The organism is Fibrobacter sp., assembly GCF_017551775.1.
In the GTDB taxonomy this organism is placed as follows: domain Bacteria; phylum Fibrobacterota; class Fibrobacteria; order Fibrobacterales; family Fibrobacteraceae; genus Fibrobacter.
This window is the reverse complement of sequence record NZ_JAFZKX010000057.1, coordinates 1-22,853: the sequence shown is the minus strand read 5'-3', so window position 1 is coordinate 22,853 and position 22,853 is coordinate 1. Positions and strand designations below refer to the sequence as shown.

21 protein-coding genes are annotated in these 22,853 nt (G+C 51.8%); 9 read left to right on the top strand and 12 right to left on the bottom strand.

Going from position 1 to position 22,853, the window contains the following annotated elements:
* Positions 1-33: 33 nt before the first annotated feature.
* Entirely contained in the window at positions 34-978 is a 945-nt protein-coding gene (locus IK012_RS06600) for a hypothetical protein (protein ID WP_290952171.1), read from the bottom strand.
* A gap of 37 nt (positions 979-1,015) precedes the next feature.
* Between IK012_RS06600 and IK012_RS06595 the strand changes: the two genes are divergently transcribed.
* Complete coding sequence (locus IK012_RS06595) at positions 1,016-2,419, top strand: TrkH family potassium uptake protein (protein ID WP_290952169.1); 1,404 nt, start codon at positions 1,016-1,018, stop codon at positions 2,417-2,419.
* 195 nt (positions 2,420-2,614) lie between these two features.
* On the top strand, positions 2,615-3,271 hold the full coding sequence (locus IK012_RS06590) for a TrkA family potassium uptake protein (RefSeq protein WP_173343653.1): 657 nt from the start codon (positions 2,615-2,617) through the stop codon (positions 3,269-3,271).
* A 122-nt stretch (positions 3,272-3,393) separates the two neighbouring features.
* Here IK012_RS06590 and IK012_RS06585 read toward each other — a convergent pair whose 3' ends face one another.
* The gene (locus tag IK012_RS06585; RefSeq protein WP_290952164.1) at positions 3,394-3,975 is read right to left on the bottom strand and encodes a hypothetical protein; all 582 of its coding nucleotides are present in this window, start codon (positions 3,973-3,975) and stop codon (positions 3,394-3,396) included.
* Positions 3,976-4,071: 96 nt separating this feature from the next.
* Here IK012_RS06585 and aroC point away from each other — a divergent pair, with 96 nt between their 5' ends.
* From aroC to IK012_RS06570, 3 genes are all read left to right on the top strand, one after another.
* Positions 4,072-5,154, top strand: coding sequence for a chorismate synthase (aroC, locus tag IK012_RS06580; RefSeq protein ID WP_290952161.1), 1,083 nt, complete (start codon positions 4,072-4,074; stop codon positions 5,152-5,154).
* Between the two features lie 61 nt (positions 5,155-5,215).
* Complete coding sequence (locus tag IK012_RS06575) at positions 5,216-6,241, top strand: tetraacyldisaccharide 4'-kinase (RefSeq protein ID WP_290952158.1); 1,026 nt, start codon at positions 5,216-5,218, stop codon at positions 6,239-6,241.
* A gap of 139 nt (positions 6,242-6,380) precedes the next feature.
* Positions 6,381-7,856 carry a hypothetical protein gene (locus IK012_RS06570; protein ID WP_290952155.1) on the top strand — a complete coding sequence of 492 codons (1,476 nt, stop codon included), beginning with the start codon at positions 6,381-6,383 and terminating at the stop codon, positions 7,854-7,856.
* Here IK012_RS06570 and IK012_RS06565 read toward each other — a convergent pair.
* Positions 7,853-8,236 (bottom strand): co-chaperone GroES family protein, encoded by a 384-nt coding sequence (locus tag IK012_RS06565; protein ID WP_173343648.1) that lies wholly within the window; start codon positions 8,234-8,236, stop codon positions 7,853-7,855. The two genes, IK012_RS06570 and IK012_RS06565, sit on opposite strands and share 4 nt — an antisense overlap.
* Positions 8,237-8,266: 30 nt before the next feature.
* Between IK012_RS06565 and IK012_RS06560 the strand changes: the two genes are divergently transcribed.
* On the top strand, positions 8,267-9,199 hold the full coding sequence (locus IK012_RS06560; protein ID WP_290952148.1) for a hypothetical protein: 933 nt from the start codon (positions 8,267-8,269) through the stop codon (positions 9,197-9,199).
* 16 nt (positions 9,200-9,215) lie between these two features.
* Complete coding sequence (locus tag IK012_RS06555) at positions 9,216-11,234, top strand: LTA synthase family protein (RefSeq protein WP_290952146.1); 2,019 nt, start codon at positions 9,216-9,218, stop codon at positions 11,232-11,234.
* On the opposite strand, the gene IK012_RS06550 is transcribed toward IK012_RS06555, so the two are convergent.
* A complete protein-coding gene (locus tag IK012_RS06550; RefSeq protein WP_290952143.1) occupies positions 11,197-12,474 on the bottom strand; it encodes an O-acetylhomoserine aminocarboxypropyltransferase/cysteine synthase family protein in 1,278 nt (425 codons plus the stop codon). The genes IK012_RS06555 and IK012_RS06550 overlap by 38 nt on opposite strands.
* Positions 12,475-12,690: 216 nt before the next feature.
* Here IK012_RS06550 and IK012_RS06545 point away from each other — a divergent pair, with 216 nt between their 5' ends.
* The gene (locus tag IK012_RS06545; protein WP_290952140.1) at positions 12,691-13,605 is read left to right on the top strand and encodes a DMT family transporter; all 915 of its coding nucleotides are present in this window, start codon (positions 12,691-12,693) and stop codon (positions 13,603-13,605) included.
* Here the strand turns inward: IK012_RS06545 and IK012_RS06540 are convergent.
* The 4 genes from IK012_RS06540 to IK012_RS06525 are packed head-to-tail and all read right to left on the bottom strand — an operon-like array spanning position 13,602 to position 16,069.
* A complete protein-coding gene (locus tag IK012_RS06540) occupies positions 13,602-14,405 on the bottom strand; it encodes an FISUMP domain-containing protein (protein WP_290952137.1) in 804 nt (267 codons plus the stop codon). The genes IK012_RS06545 and IK012_RS06540 overlap by 4 nt on opposite strands.
* 14 nt (positions 14,406-14,419) lie before the next feature.
* On the bottom strand, positions 14,420-14,662 hold the full coding sequence (locus tag IK012_RS06535; RefSeq protein ID WP_290952134.1) for a DUF1653 domain-containing protein: 243 nt from the start codon (positions 14,660-14,662) through the stop codon (positions 14,420-14,422).
* Between the two features lies 1 nt (position 14,663).
* Complete coding sequence (locus tag IK012_RS06530) at positions 14,664-15,554, bottom strand: patatin family protein (protein WP_290952131.1); 891 nt, start codon at positions 15,552-15,554, stop codon at positions 14,664-14,666.
* Entirely contained in the window at positions 15,530-16,069 is a 540-nt protein-coding gene (locus IK012_RS06525; protein ID WP_173380102.1) for an NUDIX domain-containing protein, read from the bottom strand. The genes IK012_RS06530 and IK012_RS06525 overlap by 25 nt, the downstream gene beginning before the upstream one ends.
* 62 nt (positions 16,070-16,131) lie before the next feature.
* Here IK012_RS06525 and IK012_RS06520 point away from each other — a divergent pair, with 62 nt between their 5' ends.
* Complete coding sequence (locus IK012_RS06520; RefSeq protein ID WP_290952127.1) at positions 16,132-17,280, top strand: serine hydrolase; 1,149 nt, start codon at positions 16,132-16,134, stop codon at positions 17,278-17,280.
* Positions 17,281-17,335: 55 nt separating this feature from the next.
* Here IK012_RS06520 and IK012_RS06515 read toward each other — a convergent pair whose 3' ends face one another.
* The 4 genes from IK012_RS06515 to IK012_RS06500 form a co-directional block, all read right to left on the bottom strand.
* Entirely contained in the window at positions 17,336-18,073 is a 738-nt protein-coding gene (locus IK012_RS06515) for a hypothetical protein (protein WP_290952125.1), read from the bottom strand.
* The gene (locus IK012_RS06510) at positions 18,070-19,479 is read right to left on the bottom strand and encodes an SUMF1/EgtB/PvdO family nonheme iron enzyme (RefSeq protein ID WP_290952123.1); all 1,410 of its coding nucleotides are present in this window, start codon (positions 19,477-19,479) and stop codon (positions 18,070-18,072) included. The genes IK012_RS06515 and IK012_RS06510 overlap by 4 nt, the downstream gene beginning before the upstream one ends.
* Positions 19,480-19,496: 17 nt before the next feature.
* Positions 19,497-21,077 carry a hypothetical protein gene (locus IK012_RS06505; RefSeq protein WP_290952121.1) on the bottom strand — a complete coding sequence of 527 codons (1,581 nt, stop codon included), beginning with the start codon at positions 21,075-21,077 and terminating at the stop codon, positions 19,497-19,499.
* 8 nt (positions 21,078-21,085) lie between these two features.
* On the bottom strand, positions 21,086-22,853 hold a 1,768-nt coding region (locus tag IK012_RS06500; RefSeq protein ID WP_290952120.1), incomplete at its 5' end, for a hypothetical protein.

The window sequence follows — 22,853 nt, the reverse complement described above, 5'->3', positions numbered from 1 at the left end:
CAGCTATACAGCATGCGGGATGACGTAAATTTTTTATTCCGTTTTTGCGGGAGCGCTATTTTCTGGCTCAGCGTTCGCCTGATCTTTCGGCTTGATGCGCGCCGACATGAAACTCAAAACCAGGTTCTGCCATACCACATAGCACGTAGGGGCAAGCGCCACGACGGGGCCCGCATACAGGGTCGCAATCCAAATGACGAGCGTGGTATTCTTCTGGCCCATGCTCTGCGAGCCTTCGATGGGGCGGCGGTTCCTTTCGGCAAACCACCCGAGGGCAAAAAGCAATATGCAAAGCACCAGCGAGATGCCCGCCATCATCGGGAGCTTGCCGCTGTTCCACAAGTCCATGAACCCCATCTCGCGTATGTCGTAGCTCGCCTTCGCCAAAATCACGAATACCGAGAAAGTCCACACGAACATCGTGTACTTCTGGTATTTCGCGGCGCGGTCGGCAAGTTCCGGGTAAAACGCGCGCAGGCCCAGCGCAAATGCCAAAGGAATGCTGATGATGGGCTGGATGGTGTTGAAAATCTTCATCGAGATGTCGCTCAGGCTCGCATCGGTGCCGGTGAGGTAACCGAACACAATCGGGATGGAAAAACACGCGATGAGGTTTCCGCTCAGGAATATCTTGAGGGCAAGCGACGCCGAACCGCCGAGCATCTTGGCCATCGCGGGGGCGGCATTGGCCGGCGGGCAAAGCGCGATGATGGCGCCACCGAGCAGCACTTCGCGCGGGAGGTCGAACAACTTAACAAAACCCGCGAGGGCGGCAACGAGCAGAAGGCTAACCGCGAGCGCGCGGATTTCTATCTTGAAGGTATAGCCGTGCGTCTGCGGGGGGATTTTCGTCACGAAAGTCAAAAACATCATGGTGCCGATCAAGAACGGCATCATGGGCGAAAGCACGTGCGCCTGCGGAATCAGGATTCCGAGGACAATCGCTATCGGCATGAGAATGGCACGCATGTTCTTCATAACGCGCCCAAATCTAGAAATTACTATCTTTCTCCCCATGTTGAAATCGAAGTACCAGGCCTTCTCGGACACGACTTCCGAGAATGTCTTCAAGCCGAAGAAACAAGCGAACCCGATTACCCTGGTGGTTCTCGGCTACCTGCTGCTCATTGCCGTTGGTGCAGTCCTTCTCCGCCTGCCGGTATCTACGCACGAACCCATCGACTTCTTGCAGGCCCTCTTCACGGCGACATCCGCCGTCTGCGTCACAGGACTCTCGGTCATCGACATCAGCAGCACCTTCACGAACTTCGGCGACTGGGTGCTCATCATCCTCATGCAGCTGGGCGGCTTGGGTATCATGACCGTATCTACGGTGCTCATTTTGCTCGCGGGCATGCACCCGGGCTTCAACCACCAGTCGGTACTGCTTTCGGATTTCACGCAAGAAGGTAACGTCGACGCGAAGCGCATCCTCATGGCGGTGCTCCCCTTCACGTTCATCCTCGAAGCCATCGGCGGCGTATTCTACTTCACGCAGTTCAGCGACATGGAACTCTACGACCGCTTCTTCTGCTCGCTGTTCCAGGCGGTAAGTTCATTCTGCAACGTCGGGTTCACGCTGTTCCCCGATTCGCTCGTGCAGTTCCAGCTGAACCCGGTCATGAACATCACGACCTGCATCCTCGCGCTGGCGGGCGGGTTCGGCTTCCTCGCCATCACCGAACTGCAGTACGCCTTCGACTTCAAGGTCCGCAAGTTCCGCAAGATTTCGCTCCACACCCGCATCGCGACGTTCTGCACGTTCGTCATCATCGCGGTGAGCATCATCGCCTTTACCATAACCGAATGGAGCAACACGCTCGACGGGCTCAGCCTCTTCGACAAGCTCCAGACGACGTTCTTCATGGCGTTCACGAGCCGTACGGCGGGCCTCAACACGATAGACACTCCGGCCCTCTGCGCCAGTTCCCTGTTCTTCTTTATCATCATCATGTTCATCGGCGCAAACCCCGGTAGCTGCGGCGGCGGCATCAAGGTCACCACGGCAGCGGTCATCGGGCTGCTCGGGTTCAACCGCCTGCTCGGCCGCGAAAAGACCCAGGTCATGGGCCGCACCATTCCCGAAACCACGGTCGACAAGGCCGTGCGAATCTTCGTGGTGGCCATCGTCGTGATAGCTCTTGCCACGATGGTACTCCTCATCACCGAAATTCCCGCGGGCACCGGCTTCAACGAGAACGGCACACCCTTCCTCAGGATCCTATTCGAGGTCATCAGCGCCTACAGCACCTGCGGGCTCTCGATGGGACTTACGGGCGAACTGTCCACGGTAGGCAAGATTGTCATCTGCTGCGTGATGTTCATCGGCCGTATGGGACCACTGTTCCTCATCTCCGCCGTCGCGGGTCAGGTCAAGAACACCACCTGGTTCGCCGAAGAAGACATCATGGTCGGCTAGGCCGCTTCTCCACATAGTGGATAACAGCAACTAGGCAACAAGTTGCCAAGTTTTGTATAGCGGCAGTTACTAGTTCTGAGTTCCTAGTAACTTTTAGGCAATAAACATCTCTAGACCTCAATTTCTAGTAACTAGTAACTATTAACTAATAACTGCACCGCAGGTGCCTTGTAACTATTAACTACATTTAAAAGCATGGCATCCAAGCAATACATCATTATCGGTCTCGGCAACTCCGCCATCTTCCTCGCCCGTCACCTGACGAGCCTCGGGCACGACGTGCTCGTGGTGGATAACCATCCCGAAAAGGTGCAGGACATCTCCAGCACCGTATCGCAGGCCATGGTCGCCGACTCCACCCGCAAAAAACAGCTCGCGAGCATCCCGCTCCAGAAGGCGGACTCCGTCATCGTCTGTATCGGCGAGAACCTGGAGGCAAGCCTCCTCACCGTGCTGAACCTCAAGGAACTGGGCGTGAAGCACATCATCGCGAAGTCCAGTAGCGCCGCCCACTCGAGCATCCTCGAGAAGCTCGGCGTCTCGGACATCTTCCACCCGGAAAGGGACTCCGCCATCGCGCTCGCCGAACGCCTGAACCGCCCGAACATGCTCGACTTCTTGCCGTTCATGGAAGGCTTCAGCATCGTGGAAGTCGTGTGCCCCAAGGAATTCCTCGGGAAGACGCTTAAGGACCTGAACATCACCCACAAGTACGGCGTGCAGGTCATCGCCATCCGCGACCCGCAGGAACCGACGCCCAAGATCGGTAACCTCGCCGACATCGTGTTGCAGGAAGACGACGTGCTGTTCCTCATCGGCCCGAACAACGCTCTCGACAAGTTCAAGAGCTAGCGACGGCGCGGGAACCGCGCTTTCAAAATGTGAATTTGTACAAAATCAGCCCTCGGATTCATCCGGGGGCTTCGGTTTTGGTTAACTTATTATGTGTCTTAGACTTAGATACGAGGTCCGACCTAGAATACCGGTTGGGTAGGAGCCTTCTCCTTGCCCTTTTTCTGACCAGGAACTTCCTTCATGAGCGTACGGTGTTCCACGTAGCCGAGCACGAAGTACTTGCCGCCCTTCTTGATGATGGCGGTAAACGCGTTCAGCAGCTTCACGCCATACCATTCCTGGTAGTTGTTGCGGCCTTCGACCAGGTTGTTCTCGTTAACCGCGGGGTCCTGGGCGGCCTTGCCGTACTTGAGCGTGAACTGCTCGGACATGTATTCGGCGGCCTCGATAGCCTTGAACCTGCGGGAATCCTCTACCTTGCCGGTACGGATCTCGAAGGCGTAGAACTTGTCATTCGCGTTGAAAATGAACGATACCTGCACCGGCAGTTCTCCGAACCTGAACATGGGGAGTACAACACGTTCACCCTTGCCCATCTGCCCGTAGGGCTCATAGCCCATTTTCATGACTTCTTCGATGACAGTTTCGCGGGAAGAACCAAAAGGTATCCCAGCGAAATCCAGTTCGTTATTGCGCTGAGCGAGCACTTCCATAGAAAGCGCCATAATCAGCAACAGAACGATGTTTGCAAACTTAGTCACTAGGGATCTCCTAAAACCTATGTAAAAGATAATAAACTTTTGGCATATAGTCATGCTTTCGCCGGCATTTTTAGTTCATTATCTATATTTTGTGACATGGCTAGCACATTTGGCAAAATTTTTTCCGTTACCACCTGGGGCGAATCCCACGGACCGGCCGTAGGCGCGGTCCTGGACGGCTGCCCCGCAGGCCTCCCCCTCACCGAAGAAGACGTCCAGGTCCTGCTGGACAGGAGGCGGCCCGGCCAGAACAAGACGACCACCGCCCGCAACGAAAAAGACAAGGTGCGCATCCTGAGCGGCGTTTTCGAAGGCAAGACTACGGGCACGCCCATCTCTTTCGCGGTGTTCAACGAAGACCAGCATAGCGGCGACTACGCCGAAATAGCCAAGTGGTACCGTCCTGGGCATGCCGACCTGTGCTACGACCTGAAGTACGGATTCCGCGACTACCGCGGCGGCGGAAGGAGTTCCGCACGCGAGACCATCGGGCGCGTGTGCGCGGGCGCAGTGGCCATGAAGCTGCTCGCCCAGGTGGCAGGCACCGAGTTCCTCGCCTGGGTGGATTCCGTAGGCCAGGTGGACTGCCCGGCGCTCGACACGAACGCACTCACGCACGAGGCGATCGAAGCCTCGACCGTACGTTGCCCCGACGCGGCGGCAAGCGCCAAGATGGAAGCCGAAATCCTCGACGCGAAGAAGAACGGAGACAGCGTCGGCGGGACGGTCAAGCTTCTCGTGAAAAACGTTCCCGCCACACTCGGCGAACCCGTATTCGACAGGCTCGACGCGCTGCTCGCGCAGGCGATGCTCAGCATCCCGGCATGCAAGGGATTCGAGATCGGGAGCGGCTTTGCCGGAGCGAGAATGCACGGCAGCGAACACAACGACGAAATTTATTTTGAAGACGGCAAGTTCCGCACCCGCACGAACAACGCGGGCGGAAGCGTCGGCGGAATCAGCAACGGCGCCGATATCGAATGCAGGCTCGCGTTCAAGCCGACGGCGACGATTTCGCAGTCGCAGAAGACGGCCAGCAGGAATGGCGAAAACGGCGAACTCGCCGCCAAGGGCCGGCACGACCCTTGCGTCGCCGTCCGCGCCCCCGTAATTGTCGAGAGTATGGCAGCGCTCGTGCTCGCAGACCTCTACCTGCAGCAGAAGCGCAACTGCCTGTAACGAGCATCGCCGTTCTGGGCCCTTCGGCTCCGCTCAGGATGGCCCATCCAGCAAGCAAGACATGCTCTCCCGTCTCCCGCTCCTTCCCCTTGCCGGCCTTTACCGAGCCGCATACAGGCTGCATCATTTAGTTTATCTGCAATCGGGCAGGCCGCTCAACAACGCGCGGCTCATCGTAGTCGGGAGCTACCTCGCAGGCGGCGCGGGCAAGACACCCTTTACCGCATGGCTCGCGAAATTCATCTCGGCACATGCCGGCTGCAAAAATCCGGTGCGCGATAACGGCGCATGCAATACGGATGCACCCGACGCATGCGCACAAGACGCAAACAATACAGGCGCAGGCAACGCCGCCGCTGGCGAAACAAGCGCAGCCGATGCCATTGCGGGCAAAACAAGTGCGCGCAAACCGCGAATCGCCATCCTGTGCCACAGCAAGGCAAGGGACGAAGCGGAAATGCTGCGCCAAAAATTCGCCGGCATGCCGCAGGTACGCGTATACACGACCGGCAACCGCTACAAGACGGCGCACGAGCTGGACAAAGACTTCGACTACATCATCTGCGACGACGGATTCGAGGACTCGCGACTCGCCGGAGCGATTACCTTCAGGCTCGACTGGGGAAACCCGCCCGCAAGCCTGGGCGACCTGCTGCCCGCAGGCAACTGCAGGAGCCTCCCCGCCGACCACGGGGAACCCGCGCACGCCCTCGCATGCGGCGAAGACGTCCGCTTCGAAATCGCAAACGTAATCAACAGCGAAGGCGCCTCCGCAAGCGCCCTTGCAGACGCGGGCCACAAGACGGTTGCCGTCTGCGGCATCGGCGATACGGCGCGGTTCGTACACGATCTTGAGACTTTCGGCATACATCCGGAATACACCATCCGTCGCCCCGACCACGACATACATTTCAGTCAAGCGATTGTCAAGGCACTCTCCCGGCAATCCCCCGTCATCATCACAGAAAAAGACGCCGCTCGCCTCCCCCGCGACATGCGGAAAAACCCCGGCATATACGTGGCATACCAGCGCGTGACGATCTCCGAAGGCACCGCGGATACAATCCTCCACGTGATTCGCGCCTAAGCCGGAATCGACAGAATTGTCCCTCGGTGTCTTTCTCTCAACGAGAATTTAAAAATTTTGCTTTTTTAGAGCCTTTCAAAAAGATAAAATATTATTTTTTTATTATACGAATATAATCAGTGTGGAGAAAAGAACAAAAATGACTCTAAAAGAGCGCATCGCAAAATTGATGGGGGAACTTACAGCCGGCATCCCGGAACGCGAATACTGCATCCAGCTCGCGTTCCTCACGATGATTATCGGCGAACCCTTCTACATTTACGGACGTTCCGGATCGGGCAAGGCCATCGTCCTCGACAGACTCGTGGCCGCATTCAAGAACGCGAACCCCATCAAGATCGGGCGACGCCAGCAAGAAGTCCCCGCAATGCTGAACGACTACGACATCGTCCTTTTCCTGAGCTACGACCCGAGTAACGAGAACATGAAAAACTGGGTGCAGATAGGCCTCCAGGACCGCGGCCGCACCCCGCTTATCGTCTCCGGCGACGTGCGCCCCGAAGAAGCGCTCACCCGCGGCGACATCATCGACAAGCTCGCCCTCACCGTATCGCTCCCCGACAGCATTTCTCCCGAAAGCCTTTGCACGCTGCTCACCTCGCAAGACGACGTGACCGCGACAAACATCAATCCCGAACTCACCGTCTCGAAAGAAGAATTCGACAAGTGGGACGAGGAATTCCGGAAGATAGCCTTCTCGCAGGATTCCCTCACCATGATAGGCAAGCTCGCGGAACTCTGCGACAAGAATAACATCTACGTGTCCATCAAGAAGTGGCTCGTGCTGAGCAAGCTCGCAAAAGCGGCGGCATTCTTCAACGGGCGCACCGAAACGAGCCTCATGGATACCTCGTTCCTCGGGACGTCAATATGGGGCCGTTCCGTCGCGAACAACGTTCTGACCGAAGGCTACAAGAAAATCGCGGTCGAAATCCTGCTGAAGGACATCCCCGAGACCCTCACCGAACGCTACGACGCCGACAATCTGCTGCGCAGAATCAAACGCATCCTGTTCACCACCAACAACAGCTACGACACGCGCGAATACGCCGGAGAAATCTGCGTTTCGTACAAAATAAACATCGCCGGTGAATCCACCCCGATTTACGTGCCGCTACGCTATATCGAAACGGACGAAGATTTCAACCCGTACAACGAACTGCGCCAGGTCGAAAAGCGCATCCGCTGCAACTTCCACAATACCACGAGCTGCAGCGTCGCCATCGATTCCTCCATCAAGGGCGTTGGCCTGCGCACGAACACTCTCAGGACGAACAGCCCCACGTTCAAGTCCGGCAAGTTCGAAGACTACGCGACGCTCCCGACGTACATCCTGATAGAAAACGACCCCAATGTCATCGCCCAGAAGAAGGCGGAAGCCGAAGAAATCCGCAAGGAAATCAACGAAGTGATGTGCAAGGAGTCGAACCACCTGACGCGACTGCGCGAAATCTACCGCGACCTGAAGAAGAACAAGGACGAACTGTTCTGCAACCAGCAGCTGTTCGACGAAATCCTGAACCAGATCAAGGACATCTTCGACGCTACCGCGAATATCATCGGGAAAATAAAGGAAGCCCACGAGATGCTCGCGGGCAAAAAGACGCAGGCCTAGATAGCGTCGATGCTGTCGGGAATCTCGTTACGGAGTACGAGCAGAATGGCGTTCTGCCCGACAATCACGTACTTTTCGCCATTGATTTCTATTTCGGTGCCGCTCGCCTGCAGGTAGAGCGCCTCGTCGCCTTCGCGCACCTGGAGGGGCACGTAATTCACCTGCTCGTTGTTTTCGCCCGTAAAGATGGAATCCGGGTCGCGCGCCACCGGGATGGGATATCCGGGACCCACGCGCATCACGAGGCCCGTATGCACCGCATCGTGGTCTTTAACGCTCGGGGGCAGGTACAGCCCGCTGCCCGTGCGGTTCGACGCCTCCAGAGGCTTTATCAAAATACGGTCGCCAATTACTACTACATTCTTAAGGGAATCCATCATGACCCATAAAATAGAATTTATATTGCTCCTGTGGTCATCACGATTCTTACAACGTTCTGGCTCTGCATAGCAGCCTGCATCCTTGTCCTGTATTTCAGAACAAAGAAGGGTCGCATGATGTTCAAGACGCTCTGGCGCAGCACCAAAGTCCGCGTCGCGGTAGTGGCCCCGCCAGTCGTCATCGCGATTATCGCCCTCGTATTCTTTTTGCAGCCGAAAATCCAGTCGGAACAGGTCGTGCCGGAGGCCATTTTCCGTGACTACTCGCGCATGCTGGTCGAAGGGCTAGCAAACCAAGGCGTTATAACCATCGACCCCTCATGCGAACTGGACGACCCGCAACCGGAACTTGCCTACATGCTGCCCGCGCTCGTGGGAGTCTACCACGACGTCGTAAAGAAGCCCACCACCGCAAGGCTCACGCAGCTTGACGACACGCTCCGGCTATCGTTCGACGGCTACAAGCAATTCAAGAACCGCACCATAAACATCCTCAAGGGCGTGAAGAAGAAACTCGGGCCCCGCTACGCCCTCGACATGCAAAGCGAAGGCGAAAGCCACACGCTCGTCGTCACGTACAAGGGGGAACCCTGGCGCAACGAGCAGCTGTGCGCGCTACCCGCCACCGAAGCGGGAATCCGCGAAAGCACCGACGCAGCGCTCCTCATGTCGATTACGCGCCATATTTCGGACTTCGACTTCAACTACGAAGGCAGCAAACGCGAAAGGGGCCTGCTCGCGCTCGATACGGGCGAAGGCCTGGAGCAGATGTTCATCGGGGCGCGCAGACTCCGCATGGCGCTCGACACCGCGCAGAACACCGAAGACGCCGTCGCCGCGTTCTACCCCATTCGCGACAGGCAGACCATGCACAGCGAATGGCGCAAGAGCCCGCTCAAGAGCAGCTGGGTACGCGAAGTCCTGAAAGATGTCCAGTACTACAGGGCCAACGGAATGAAATAAGAACTGGACGCATGCCGTGAAAATCAGAATCCCTTCCCGCCGCACCATCAGCATCGCCCTGGGCATCATCGCCTTCTGTACCTTCACGGCGATGGGCTACATAGTGGCCGCCATCCCCTTCGGGATAGCCTTCGTCCTTTTAAGCTTCGTGAAAATCGACGCGGAACCAAAGAAAAACGCGACCTACACCTTCATCTGGTTTTTCATCGCCTGCTTCCTTTCCACCCAGGTTTCGCAAAGCTTCGCGGACACGCACATCGGGCTCGTCATCATCGCGCACTGGAGAAATTTCGTCGCGGAACTCCTGATGCTCGCCACGCTCCCGCTGCTGCTGCTCGCCATCACCCTGAAACCGAGACTCTCCTTCGCCGTGGGCGTCATCCCCCTGATGCTCCTTTCTCTTGCGAACTACTACATCTTCACTTTCCGCGGGAACGAGCTGAACCCCATGGATTTCCTCGCCATCGGCATCGCGAAAAACGTCGCCGGCAACTACGATTTCAGCTGGACATTCAACCCCACCTGCGGGCTGTTCTCGTACCTGTTCATCTTGATGATGGGTTTCTGCCTCAAGCCGATACAGCTCAACAGAAAAAAACTCGTGCGCATCGTGGCCGCAATTCTCTGCGTTGCCAGCGCAAGCATTTCCATCGCGAGGCTCCCTTCCGTCTACGTGATGAGCTGGGAAAAGATGGGCTCGACCCACAACGGATTCCTGGTCAACTTCTTCGCGCAAATCATCACCACCCTCAAGCAAACACCGGAAGGGTACTCCTACCAGCTGACAGATGAAATCGCCGAGCGCTATATTGTGCAACCGCCAACTGCCACTGCCGACACTGCCGCGACCCTCGACTCCACCACCGCCGACACAGTACTATCCAACACGGCAGCAGCCGACACCGCATCCGCAGATTCCGCCGCGGAGCTTCCCTCCATCATCGTCATCATGGACGAGGCCTACGCCGACATCAGTACCTTGAACCCGGAATTCGGCGACACACTTTTCTATAAGTCGCTCAAAAAAAATACCGTCAAAGGTCTCGCGCTTTCGTCCGTTTACGGCGGCGGCACCGCCAATTCCGAATACGAATTCCTGACGGGCAACTCCATGGCATTCTTCAACCACGGCATTTCCGTTTACCAGATGTACATCAAGTCGCCCGCCTATTCCATGGCCGCCCACCTCAGGTGCCTCGGCTACGAAACCATCGCCACGCACCCGTTCCATAGGCAAGGCTGGTCCAGAGAAACCATCTGGCCGCTGCTCGGCTTTGAAACCACGACCTTCCTGGAAGATTACCCGCAAAAAAAGAAACTCCGCGACTACGTGACTGACCAAGAAATGTTCGAATACATCATCGAAAAATTCGAGCACAAAAACAAACCGCTATTCCTTTACGGCGTCACCATGCAAAACCACAGCGGGTACATCCCCGATACCGATAGCGAAAAACTCCAGGTGCCGCTAAAGCAATACCCCGGCTACCCCGATGCCGAACTCTACACAGGCCTAATCCGCGAATCCGACAAGGCCCTGAAATACCTAATCAAGCACTTTGAGCAAATTAAAGAGAAGGTCATCATCGTATTCTACGGCGACCACTTCCCCGGGCTAAACAAAGAATTCTACAAAAAAGTCTACGGTAAAGAATTCACAAAACTACGCGACCGCCAGAAGTTGTACAAAGTCCCCTTCTTCATCTGGACAAACTACAAATCCAAATCGCTAGATGTGCCGCTTACGAGCCTCAACTATTTAGGCAACTACGTGTACAAAATCGCGGGCATCGAACTGCCCGCCTACAACAAGTTCTTAAGCGATATGCAGCAGCAAATCCCCGCCATGAATTCGTGGGGATTCTATTCCAGCACGCATCATAGATTCTTGAACTACAACTACGCCGACGGCAAAGAAAAGAAAATGCTGGAGCAATACAAGATGCTCCAGCACAATTCCATTTTCGAAACAGACTTTAGGAACAAAGTGTTCTTTACTACACCTTGTCGAGAGCCTGAGTCAAGTCTTCGATAATGTCGTCGATGTTTTCGATACCCACGCTAAAGCGGATCAGGTCAGGGGCGACGCCGGCTTCGATGAGCTGTTCGTCGGTGAGCTGACGGTGAGTGTGGCTTGCCGGATGCAGCACGCAGCTGCGGGCGTCGGCCACGTGGGTCACGATGCAAATCATCTTGAGGCTGTCCATGAACTGGATGCTCTTTTCACGACCGCCCTTGATGCCGAACGTGAGCACGCCGCACGGGAGGCCGCCCTTGAACTGCTTCTGGGCGAGTTCGTAATACTTGTCGCCTTCGAGTCCTGCGTAGTTGACCCAAGCCACCTTCGGGTGGTTCTTGAGGAACTTGGCGCAAGCGAGAGCGTTTTCGCAGTGGCGCGGCATGCGGAGGTGCAAGGTTTCGAGGCCGAGGTTCAGGAGGAACGCATTCTGCGGAGACTGGATGGAACCCAGGTCGCGCATAAGCTGGGCGGTAGCCTTCGTAATGTAGGCACCCTTGCCGAATGCCTTCGTGTAGGCGAGACCGTGGTAGCTCGGATCCGGTTCGGTGAGACCCTTGAAACGGTCGTGGTTTGCTTCCCAGTCAAAGTTGCCGCTATCCACAATGCAGCCGCCCACGGCAGTAGCATGGCCGTCCATGTACTTGGTGGTGGAGTGCGTCACGATATCCACGCCGAAGTCGATCGGGCGGCAGAGAATCGGGGTCGGGAACGTGTTGTCCACAATCATCGGAACGCCGTGCTTGTGAGCGAGATCGGCAAAGCGCTTGAGGTCGAGCACCTTGCCAGCCGGGTTTGCAACGGTTTCGCCGAAGAAGCACTTGGTGTTCGGGCGGAAAGCCTTCTCGATTTCTTCGTCGCTCGCGTCCTGGTCTACGAACGTGCATTCGATGCCGAGCTTCTTCATGGTAACGCTGAAGAGGTTGCTCGTACCGCCATAAATAGCAGAAGTGCTGATGAAGTGGTCGCCCGCTTCGCAGATGTTGAACACCGCGTAGAAGTTGGCAGCCTGCCCGGAACTCGTGAGCATCGCAGCCACACCGCCTTCGAGAGCGGCGATCTTGGAAGCCACGGCGTCGTTGGTCGGGTTCTGCAGACGGGTGTAGAAGTAACCGCTAGCCTTCAGGTCGAAGAGGTCCGCCATGTCGTTGGTGGTTTCGTACTTGAAAGTGGTGCTCTGGTAGATGGGGAGGACGCGCGGTTCGCCGTTTTTCGGCTGCCAGCCGCCCTGCACACATAAAGTTTCGGTCTTAGCCATTTTTAGCCTCTTGTTAAATTCAAATCCAAATATAGATAGTGGGCGACCCCGGAGCGCCCACCCTATTTCTTTGATAGGCAAATATAGAAATAACCTATTGCTTGTCAATGCGTTTATGCAAATATCTGCATAAACAATTCTGATATCTAGTTATAGATTTTTTCTATAACTAGAAAATCCGCAAAAAATCGCAATATATATCTATTTTTGGGGGTGATGACTCCCACGCGCAACAACATGGCACTCTGGCACCTGCTCGCCGTCGTGACGGTCGCCTTCTGGGGCACGAGTTTCGTGAGCACGAAGGTGCTTTTGAACCACGGCTTTTCGGCGGTGCAGATTTTCACGATGCGCTTCGTGGTCACGTACCTGCTGTTGCTCATCGCATCCCACAAGCAGTTCCGCAGCAAGAACTGGAAGCACGAACTGATCCTCTTTATCTGTGGCGTCACGGGTTGCACGCTCTACTTTTGGACGGAGAACACGGCGCTTTCGCTCGCGCCGTCGAGCAACGTCTCGCTCATCGTCTGCATCACGCCGCTGCTCATCATGATTTTTGGCGGGCTCTTCTACAAGAGCGAACGGCTCGGCAAGCGGCAGATTCTCGGATGCTTTATCACGTTCATCGGGATGGTGCTCGTGGTGCTGAACGGAAAATTCATCCTGAAGCTCTCCCCGCTCGGCGACTTCCTCGCCATCAGCGCGGCACTGGTGTGGACCATCTATTCGCTAGTCGTCCGCAAGCTCAACGGTGAATATTCCACGCTGTTTATCACGCGCAAGATTTTCTTCTACGGTGCGCTCACGTCTATCCCCGCGCTGTTCATCGAAGCGGGCGGCAGCGTTTCGAAAGCAGCCAACATCCCGTGGCAGAATTTTGCGGAACCCGTCGTGACGCTCAACTTCCTGTGCCTCACGGTTTTCTCGTCGCTGTTCGGATACCTCGTATGGAACAAGGTGATGAAGCAAATCGGCACGGTACTTGCGAGCAACTACCTCTACGCCATACCGATGGTCACCATCATCACGGCGGTCATCGCGCTTGGCGAGCGCATCACGGCTGTCGCCATCGCGGGTGCGGTAGCGACTGTCACCGGCATGATCGTTGCCGAAATGAAGCGCGGTTCTTAATTCTTAATGCAACGGATAGAGTAGGCGAAGTAACCGCGAATCAGCGATTCCTTGTCCAGGTCGTATTGGTTCGAGAGAATCCACGCGTAGTGATTCATGTTGTCCTCGCCCCAGAAATAGGCCTTGGTACCCTGGCCATCGTACTCGCCTGTCTTGGCGCGGTATCCGGCCGGAAGCGCAGAGAACCCGCTCGCGTTAGTCGCCGTGACGTTATCGCCGAAGATGGTGTTTTCCCACTCGCCCACGGCACGCAGGGAACCGTTGTTGTCACCGAATTCTTCCTTCACTGCATTGGTCAAATCGCGCCAATCGGATGCCTGCGGAATCGCCCAACCTTCGGGGCAAGCGTCTTCGGCATCGAATTCCTGGTAGAAGCGTCCGTACTTGTCGCAATTCGCAGGGACGTCTTCTACGCAGAAACTGGAATCCGTCACAAAGTTCAAATTTTCGGCCATCCATGTCTTGCCGCCGATGACGACGGTCTTGTAGCTTTTGCCGTCACGCGGGTCCTGCAACGCGCCGTATTCCACAACAACACCGCTGCTGGACACAATTGTTTCGCTGCTGCTCGGCTGCGGCGCAACGCTGGATGAACTGGATTCGGGGTCGGCACTGCTGGACACTCTTGTCTCGCTATCGCTCGACATCGGTGTGACATCAGAACTTGCAGGCGATACACTTTGTGAACTGGAACTGGTCAGAAAGGGTTCGTCTTGCGGGCCGGAAGACGAATCGGAATCGCATGCGACAAACCCGAAGGCAAACGCCGCGACGACAGCGGAAATTTTTTTGAAACTCATTTTTTCTCCTTCTCTTATAAAATCTCCGTGAAGCGGTCGACGACGGTGCCGTCAGCGAGCGTCACCTTGCTTTCGAAATCTTCGCGGGCGCGCACCCAGAGCGTTCCCTTCGGATGGTCGGGTGTCTCGTATTCGCTGCGGTACACGACTAACGGCTTTACAGATTCGCAGTCGAGGGCGTCGTCAGCGACGACGGTGTAGACCATCGTCTCTTTTTTATAATGGCGGTACTTGTGTCCGGCAATTGCTTTCGACATATCAGCGCTCCAAAAATTCCTTGAGTTGCGGCATCAGGGCGGTCGCGTCTTTCACGCCGAGGTCGTAGAGGCGCGCGAGTTTAGACTTGTCCTTCTCGAGGCGCGCAACATTCAGCTGCGCACTGGGGCGGATTCGGAACGTAGTCCCGCGCTTGCACCATTCGTCAAGCGTTTTCAAGCATTGGTTGTAACGGATATGGCGGTTCTTCGAGGCCTCGACAAACTTCGGATACTTGCGATAGACTACCCTGAACAGGGGAATCAGCGAATTCGGTTCCTTGACATAGCCCTCGGGGCGCGTCACGATGACAACCTGCTTTTCGAAGCCCTTCTTCGCCATGATTTCGAACGGGATACTGTCGGCGGTACCGCCGTCCACAAGTTTCATGCCGTCGACTTCCACGATGTGGCTCAGCAGCGGGAGCGAGGCCGACGCACGGATCCTGTCCATGCCATCGGGCGTGTCAAGTTCGCGGGTCAGCAAGTAGGCGCCCTCGCCCGTTTCCAGATTCGTCGCAGTGGCATAGAAATCGGACTGAGCGGCGTTCTCGCGGAACTTCTCGAAATCGAACGGGTCAATGACACGCGGAATCTGGTTGTAGCAGTAGTCGACTTCGAAGAATTCACCTGTACGGATGAGGTTGCCCCATCCCATGTAGCGCTTGCTCGCCGAATGGATAACGTCGATACGCCTGTTCCTATCGCGCTGTTCGGAGAGGTAGCTGCACAGGTGCGTGGCGCCCGCCGACGTTCCGGCGTAACCACCGAACTTGAGTCCATTATCGAGCATCACGTCGAGCACGCCCGACAGGTAGGCACCGAGCATTCCTCCGCCTTCCAACACGAGGGCCGCATTCTTGTACATCGTCATCGGGCATTCTCCATAAGCCATTGAAAATCTTCCGGATGCTCCACGAACTTTTCGGGATGCAGCTTGTGCTTCGCGAAAAATTCATCGCGCGTCATCCAGACGAAACTGTCGACTTCGCCGGGCTGCGGTACGAGAGAGCGGGCCTCTTCATCGCTAAGCGTCACCCTGTACACGTCGTAATACTCGTTATCGATGTAGGAGCCGCCGTTAAGTACGCACGCGTACTTGACCTCGAATAGGTATTCGAGGTCGCGCGGACTCTTCTTGACGCCCAGTTCCTCGCGCAGTTCGCGCACGGCGGCGTTGATGCTCGTATCGCCGGCAGAAATATGCCCCGCGCAGCTCGTGTCCAAAAGGCCGGGATTATTTTCCTTCACGCGGGCCCGCAGCTGGAACAGTATTTTCCCTTCACTGTTGAACGCCCATACGTGAATGGTGCGGTGCCACAGGCCTTCCGCATGCACGCGCGTGCGCCCGCAGGAATAGCCCGCAGGAGTGCCGTCAGGATTCAGGATGTCAATTTGCTCTTCTTGCATAACAAATAAGATAAAAAACTCCAGTTTAAATTATTGCTATAATTCTTGAAAGAGGTTTCACGATGTACGACGAAAATGCAATCAGGGCGCTTTTACAGCGCGCGCAAACCGAAGGTATATTCAACAAGGCGGTCGCGGGGTTCATCCTGCCCGACGGCTCGACGCGCATCGTAACCCACAACACTCCCGCGGATACGGTTTTCGACATCGCCAGCCTCACGAAGGTCTGCCCCACATCGACGCTCGCGCTCTGCTACATTCTCGAAGGCAAGCTCGGGCTCGACACGAAGGTCGCGGACTACATTCCCGAAATGCAGACCAACTACCGCGACGACATCCGCGTATTCCACCTGCTCACGCACAGCCTGGATTACCGCGTTCCGATGAAGACCTTGCGCACGCTCCCGCCCGAAGGCATCCTCGACGCGCTGTTCACATACAAATTCTCAAAGGCGCCCGGAGCGGATTTCAACTACGGGAACCCGGCAAGCGTGCTGCTCGGCATGATACTGCAACGCATCACGGGCAAGGACCTGCAGCAGCAGGGCCGCGAGCGGTTCTTCGGGCCGCTCGGCATGACGCGAAGCGGCTGGGACCCGCTCACCCGCGAATGGAACCCGATCCCGAAAGAAGAAATCTCCCCGACCGAAATCTGCGAGTTCCGCGGGCGCGAGATATGCGGCGAAATCCACGACGAGAGCGCGTGGGTGCTGCGGAAACTCTTCCCCGTCGGGAGCGCAGGCATGTTCAGCTGCGTGCCCGACTTGCTCAAGTTCGTGAAGATGGTTTTGAATGACGGGACGGCGGTCAACGCCGCAGGCGAAGAGATTCGGGTCGCACCCGCAGGCATCCTCGAGATGGTGAGCCGCAATGCGTTCACGCGGGAAGACGCCGCGCCGTTCATACCCGCAGGCAGTTCAAACGCGGGCGACTCCGACGCAACCAGCCCGAATGCCGCGGGCCCGCTTTCTGCGGGCGCCTGCACAGCCCTCGGCTGGGAACTTGCCCAGAGCAAGTTCATGGGGTCGCGCGTGTCGCCCCGTACCTTCGGCAAAACGGGCTTTACCGGGGCGAGCATCATCGCCGACCCCGTCGCAGGCGCCGCCGCAATACTCCTCTCCAACTTCACTTACCCGCATCGCGAACCGAACGCCGACCGCATCCACGCCTTCCGCGCCGCTCTCGCCGACGCATTCTTCGGCGCGCTATAAAAAACGGCCGGCTTGCGGCCAGCCAGCAGTTTGTGAAAAGCGCCCTTTGCAGACTTTAGCGGAACTTAGTTTTCACTTCAAGGGAATCGCCACGACCGTATTGATCCGTGTAAATCAATGTCCAGGTGATTGTCGTATCCTTGGGAACAACCGCTGAATTGTTCTTTTTTTGCAATTGATAGGCGTATACTGACAAACTGGGATATGAAACACGGATGGCGCAATTGTCGGGTGTGTAAGGACCCTGAATTTTGGCTCTGTCAGCGGTACGAACGTTATAAAAATCTACACCCGAGGGGAGCCCGTTCTGAGAGAATTTGTAATTTGATTCAATCGTATCCGAAAGCTCTATACCTTCATCAACATTTGCCGTCGTAAATAATTTCTTGATTCTTAGCGTATCAAGTTCTGGAATTTTTCGATAGGGCAGGTAATCCGTCAATTTTGATTCGCCATAATTGATAAAGACTGTGTCCGAAGAACGCGGTTCTGAGGGACATCTTTTACTATGGGAATGACAAGAAAAAAAATTAGGATAAACAGTACAATTTGAAAAACCTCCATCCAATGGTATTGTCACCGTATCCAAGCCTAGATTTGAGTTAGGATTTAAAAAGGAAGCGTAACCGTATTTCCCGATATTGATTTTGGATAGCGTGTCAAACAAAAATGAATCTTGTTCCGCCTCGCTATTCAAAAAAACTCTTGTAAAACGAGGGCTATCATCCGGATCGTCTATAGAACATGACAGCACCGAGATAGAAATGAAGAAAAGAAATAGAAGGTATATCATTTTATTTTCCTCATCAAGCGAAAGCCACCTATTGCATTGCCAAAATTTATTTCTGAATAACCATAGTTAATCCATTTCCAATATGGATCTATGTATATTTCATTGTAGGAGTGCTTCAACCGTGTTCTATAATCCCCACCCTTCAAACAAGATGGTGTATTGTGGAGATTTTTAAAGGGGTTCTTTCCTGGAAATAAAACGAATTCATTTACAAGGCCAAAAATATCATAAAGGCCATAACCATTCGGCTTCAATAGACCAACAGGTTTTGACATATGATTTATGTACGAGGCCTTATCCCCAAACCAAGCATATTTCAAAACTTTTTCCAATTTTGCGCTAGAATCGCCCCAAACAGCTTCTCCTTTTTTTTGTCCACCACGTGCTAGAAACATCCATTCGTCATAATATGGCAAACGATATCCATTAGATTTCGGATTGATAGATACTTTAAACCATTCTTCTACAAGACTCTTTTTTTCTGAATTAGAAATGGTAAAAGATGAATCGGAATATAATATCGACTCTTTTTTATTGGTTTTCTCAAACATATAGTATGGTTCTAATTTTTCCGAAATACTCCGTTGGTTAGCATAAATCAGAGCCTGATAAAGATAGATAACATTGGCTGCCGAATCATTACTTTCGCATATCATTTTGCCTTTATTCATTCTATCTAATCGATTTCTCCAAAAAGATGTTATATTTTCTTTTTGCCCATTTTCAAATGTTTCGTACAAATTCATTTTCTTTTTCATTTGCTTCAAAAAATCGCAATTTGTAATAGGATATTTGTCAACTAAATATTCGCCCTCAACTTCGATGAATCTTTCAGGATCTGGATAAATACGATTCAATTCAGAATCAATAGCACTATTATTTTTCAAAGAGTATTCACCGCCATTGAATCCAATTTTTTGCTTTTTTTTTGAAAACACCATATGTTTCATATTGACTGCAAAAAAAATTGTTTTGCTGTTATTATAAGAATCCATCATTAACAACTGATATGTACGTATTTCAGAAGGTGACGTAAAATAAATGCAGTTGTCTTTCATTAACACATTTGCCAAATCAGTGTGATATTTTTTAATTTGATAGTTCTCAAAACAAATTTTCTTTCTACTATTTTTCTCAATTTCAAGCCAAACAGTATCGGTATTTTCAGGCCATTGAAGGGTCAATTCATTTTCGGATTCTGCTTGCATTCCATTGGTTTTTAATCCATATACATTTTTCTTTTTTTGTTTAAAAAAAGAAGTTGGATTCTTAACTTTGATAAATAATATCTCTTCAGCGTTAGAAACATCTACCGTAGTTAGTTTTTTCCCATTGGCATCAAATACGCCATATTCACTTGCGATAGCGAAGCAACAAAAAAATACTATACAAAGAATCGTTTTCATTTTTGCATTCACCTTTTTTAAAGACATTTTTCCGCAAAAAGACCGCACCAATATTTCATAATTGGATTTGAATTATCCCAACGATCGTAAGAATCGCATTCATCTCGAAGGCAAGCCCATTGATTTTCGAAAACATTTTCTACAGGCGATTCATTATCGTTGATATCCCCTCCCGTATAAACAACTTGCTGATTTCTATAGCGAAGACGATATCCATTAGGGAATACCCATGACATCAAATTTGTTTCTGTAGACGAAACAGCCGAATTATACACATCATTTCTTGATACATCCGCTAGTCCAAAAGAATGTCCCAATTCATGCATCATTACATCAAAATTCATTTCGCCGCCTCGAGGAACCCAAACAATAGATCCAAAGATGAAGCCCTCTTTTTTAAATGGGAAACTTATAGCAAAAGTTTCTGGATCTATATAGGGGATAACAGGAAAACCATTAGTGGTAAAAATATAATCGCATGGACCAAAAGTAACTTTTTCCCCATTATGATATGCAAATAATTGTTCTTCTCCATATTCTGTTATGCTCTTTCTAATTGTTACATTAATAGCATTTTTTCCGACTCCGTCTTCGCATTCACCAATGGATTGAATGGCGTATGTGGTGCCACTAGGTTCATTTTCTGGATTGAATTTGTAATTGTTTTTCAAATCTATCAAATTTCCTGAATTACCATATACAGACTTTAATGGCCAGAATTTCAAGGCTTTGTTTATAGCAACAACAATATGTCTACCTATTATGCTATTTATGTCTATTTTTTTTATGTCTTTTCCTTCCAACTGTGAAAGAACCATCTCTTCGGCTTGCTTATACACGTAAGAAATAATTAGATTATTCCGATTTACCATATTGATTTGTAAAAGAGCCGACAAATCTAAATTAACATCTGGCTGATTATAAAACGATGGGTCTTGAGGTATAAAATGTGGTTCTAGAACAACCTGCCTGTATACTTTATTGAAAGCCTGCGTTACACGTTCTATTGTAAAACTGTTTTTGTCATTTTCGGTGTTCCAACCGTCACCATCTAGTTGAACGTAATAGATGTATTTTGGTTTGGGTGTATAAGATATGACCTTAATATGTTTATCTAAATTTTCCCACCTTATGCCATTATGTCCATATAAAATATAATCTCCTGCAGGAAGATAAGCGGTTTGACCGTCAAAGAGAGGGATAATGGATGACGAAGTTTCTTCTATAAGTTGATATTCATTGAACAGTTTTTTTGATAAAACTGGCATAAAAGAAGCATCTTCCCCATTTTTAGTCGATATGTATACAAATCGATCTTTTTCAGGTGAAATATCACCCGCTGTTGAGCGATCAAAGCCATAAGGATAACCCATGGATTCTTTAAATGCAATACTCATATCATCATAATTTGACCGATATAGTGCAATAGATCCTGTTTGTGGGTTATGTTTAATATCAAAAGACCCGTCAGTATATTCACCCTCATAATTATCGTCAGGAACTTCGCCAAATGGTAAAACATTTATCACCACTTCTTTGTCAGACTCACTACATCCTAATACAAGGAATGCTATTAAGAGAAAAATAATCCATTTCATATGTGGCCTCAATAATCTACTATTTTTAAATGGAATTTATCTGCAGCGTCCTTAATGCATAGAACAATAGAATCGTCATATTCCTGTGCGTTAACGTCATTGTATGAGAAAATTATCGGTTTTCCCTTTGTGCTTGTCATGGTTTGAAAAACATACTTCCCATTTTCTTCTCCATTACGATAGAAAACAATATTTACAGTACGAACGTTTTCATATTTTACTCCATCTTTATTCATTAAAGTAACTGCAACCGTCGCTGAGTTTACCTTTGTCACATCGTGTTTCTCTACCAACACTTTCATTACTCGAGCTAGTTTACTTTTTGCAACACATTGCCTAAACCAACCATCCGGAATATCATTAAAAATTGGAATAGCTGGCAAAACCATTTCAACAGATTCATCGCTTTTTAAGCGACCGAAATAGTATTCGCCTATAGTCATAATATAGGAATACGCACCTATTTGTACTTCATCCCCTTTACGCTCTCCCCCAAGAATATCTAATTCAGGAACATCGATGTTTTGCGTTCCGAATTTCAACAAAGGAGATGTTGACGAAAGATTTATTCCTGCATCATAATTCATATATATATTGTTTCCTGCTGGATTGCTTTCATCTCTAAATTTTGGGTCTCCTATGTGAATGTTCGTTCCCGCATAGGCATTTGCAAATGAAGAATTCGTTGCCGTATAGCCTCTTGCAACTTCGGAAGAACAATCTTCTGAATTGCAACCTGAAACAGTATTCTTCCAGAATATGCTATTTCCAATTGTTCCGTTTGCAATTCCTCCCAAGGCGCCGTTGGCTGTTTTTGCCGAGTTCGCAAAGAAGGTCGTATTCCACATATTAAGGGTAGCGCCTTCATTATAAAGAGCTCCGCCAGAAAGACTGGCATGATTCCCGTAGAATATGGCATTACCGATATACGTTGTCGCATTTTGCAAATCTATTGCACCACCATTCAATGTAGATGTATTGTTCAAGAATAAGGCGTTGAGCACATTCGCCTTTCCATTAATGACGACGGCTCCGCCTTTACCATTTGCCATATTGTTCGAGAAACGGGTGTTTTCGAGATTCAATGTATCCGCCGTAAACAAAGCACCGCCATTATTATTTGACTTTGACGAAGATACAATGATGTTTTTCAAGCCAATTTTTTGACTTGACGAGTTTATCGCGCCGCCATTATTCACGTTAAACCCGTTTGCAATGCGTAAACCCGTAAGAGAACGCGGCGAATGGCCTTCTATTTGTATGTGAGCGACGTTTCCAAGATTGATTAGCGGGAGTGCGTTTTCGGAGGTCAATTTCCAAAGTTCATTCGTATTGCCCACTAGTTCAAAACCGACCTTCCAAGGAACAACGCCTTCACTAAAATTGTCGCTTACGTTCCAAACCCCTCCAGCCATATTGATTTCGCGTCCCGTAGCCTTGGCCGTTTCAAGAACTGTCGCAAAGTCTCCTATGGCAGTTGTCGGTTCCGACCCATCGCAACCTTGCTTGCATTGGCTCTGTGGGTTCCAATAGACGCGATAATTGGCATTCTTGATAAAGCTGAACGCATAGGTGCTACTGAACGCTTCGGTTGGGAATCCTGAAATCAAATTTCTGGTAAGCGTTATATTGACGTTAGTATTTGAAGACGGAAGTTCTACCTTTGTCGAAGTACCGCCATTCACCTTGACTTGGGCGTTGTCTGCATAGACGAACATCTCGAGAGCTGACGTGGAAGGAGGCAACTGCGAAATGTAGCGGAAAATCCCCGGTTTG

Coding starts and splice junctions, on each gene's coding strand:
- aroC (WP_290952161.1), top strand. CDS start 4,072: ATGGCTAGCACATTTGGCAAAATTTTTTCCGTTACCACCTGGGGCGAA.
- IK012_RS06535 (WP_290952134.1), bottom strand. CDS start 14,662: ATGTCGAAAGCAATTGCCGGACACAAGTACCGCCATTATAAAAAAGAG.
- IK012_RS06545 (WP_290952140.1), top strand. CDS start 12,691: ATGACTCCCACGCGCAACAACATGGCACTCTGGCACCTGCTCGCCGTC.
- IK012_RS06600 (WP_290952171.1), bottom strand. CDS start 978: ATGAAGAACATGCGTGCCATTCTCATGCCGATAGCGATTGTCCTCGGA.
- IK012_RS06565 (WP_173343648.1), bottom strand. CDS start 8,236: ATGATGGATTCCCTTAAGAATGTAGTAGTAATTGGCGACCGTATTTTG.
- IK012_RS06515 (WP_290952125.1), bottom strand. CDS start 18,073: ATGATATACCTTCTATTTCTTTTCTTCATTTCTATCTCGGTGCTGTCA.
- IK012_RS06525 (WP_173380102.1), bottom strand. CDS start 16,069: ATGCAAGAAGAGCAAATTGACATCCTGAATCCTGACGGCACTCCTGCG.
- IK012_RS06595 (WP_290952169.1), top strand. CDS start 1,016: ATGTTGAAATCGAAGTACCAGGCCTTCTCGGACACGACTTCCGAGAAT.
- IK012_RS06505 (WP_290952121.1), bottom strand. CDS start 21,077: ATGAAATGGATTATTTTTCTCTTAATAGCATTCCTTGTATTAGGATGT.
- IK012_RS06550 (WP_290952143.1), bottom strand. CDS start 12,474: ATGGCTAAGACCGAAACTTTATGTGTGCAGGGCGGCTGGCAGCCGAAA.
- IK012_RS06570 (WP_290952155.1), top strand. CDS start 6,381: ATGACTCTAAAAGAGCGCATCGCAAAATTGATGGGGGAACTTACAGCC.
- IK012_RS06510 (WP_290952123.1), bottom strand. CDS start 19,479: ATGAAAACGATTCTTTGTATAGTATTTTTTTGTTGCTTCGCTATCGCA.
- IK012_RS06520 (WP_290952127.1), top strand. CDS start 16,132: ATGTACGACGAAAATGCAATCAGGGCGCTTTTACAGCGCGCGCAAACC.
- IK012_RS06590 (WP_173343653.1), top strand. CDS start 2,615: ATGGCATCCAAGCAATACATCATTATCGGTCTCGGCAACTCCGCCATC.
- IK012_RS06530 (WP_290952131.1), bottom strand. CDS start 15,554: ATGGCTTATGGAGAATGCCCGATGACGATGTACAAGAATGCGGCCCTC.
- IK012_RS06540 (WP_290952137.1), bottom strand. CDS start 14,405: ATGAGTTTCAAAAAAATTTCCGCTGTCGTCGCGGCGTTTGCCTTCGGG.
- IK012_RS06575 (WP_290952158.1), top strand. CDS start 5,216: ATGCTCTCCCGTCTCCCGCTCCTTCCCCTTGCCGGCCTTTACCGAGCC.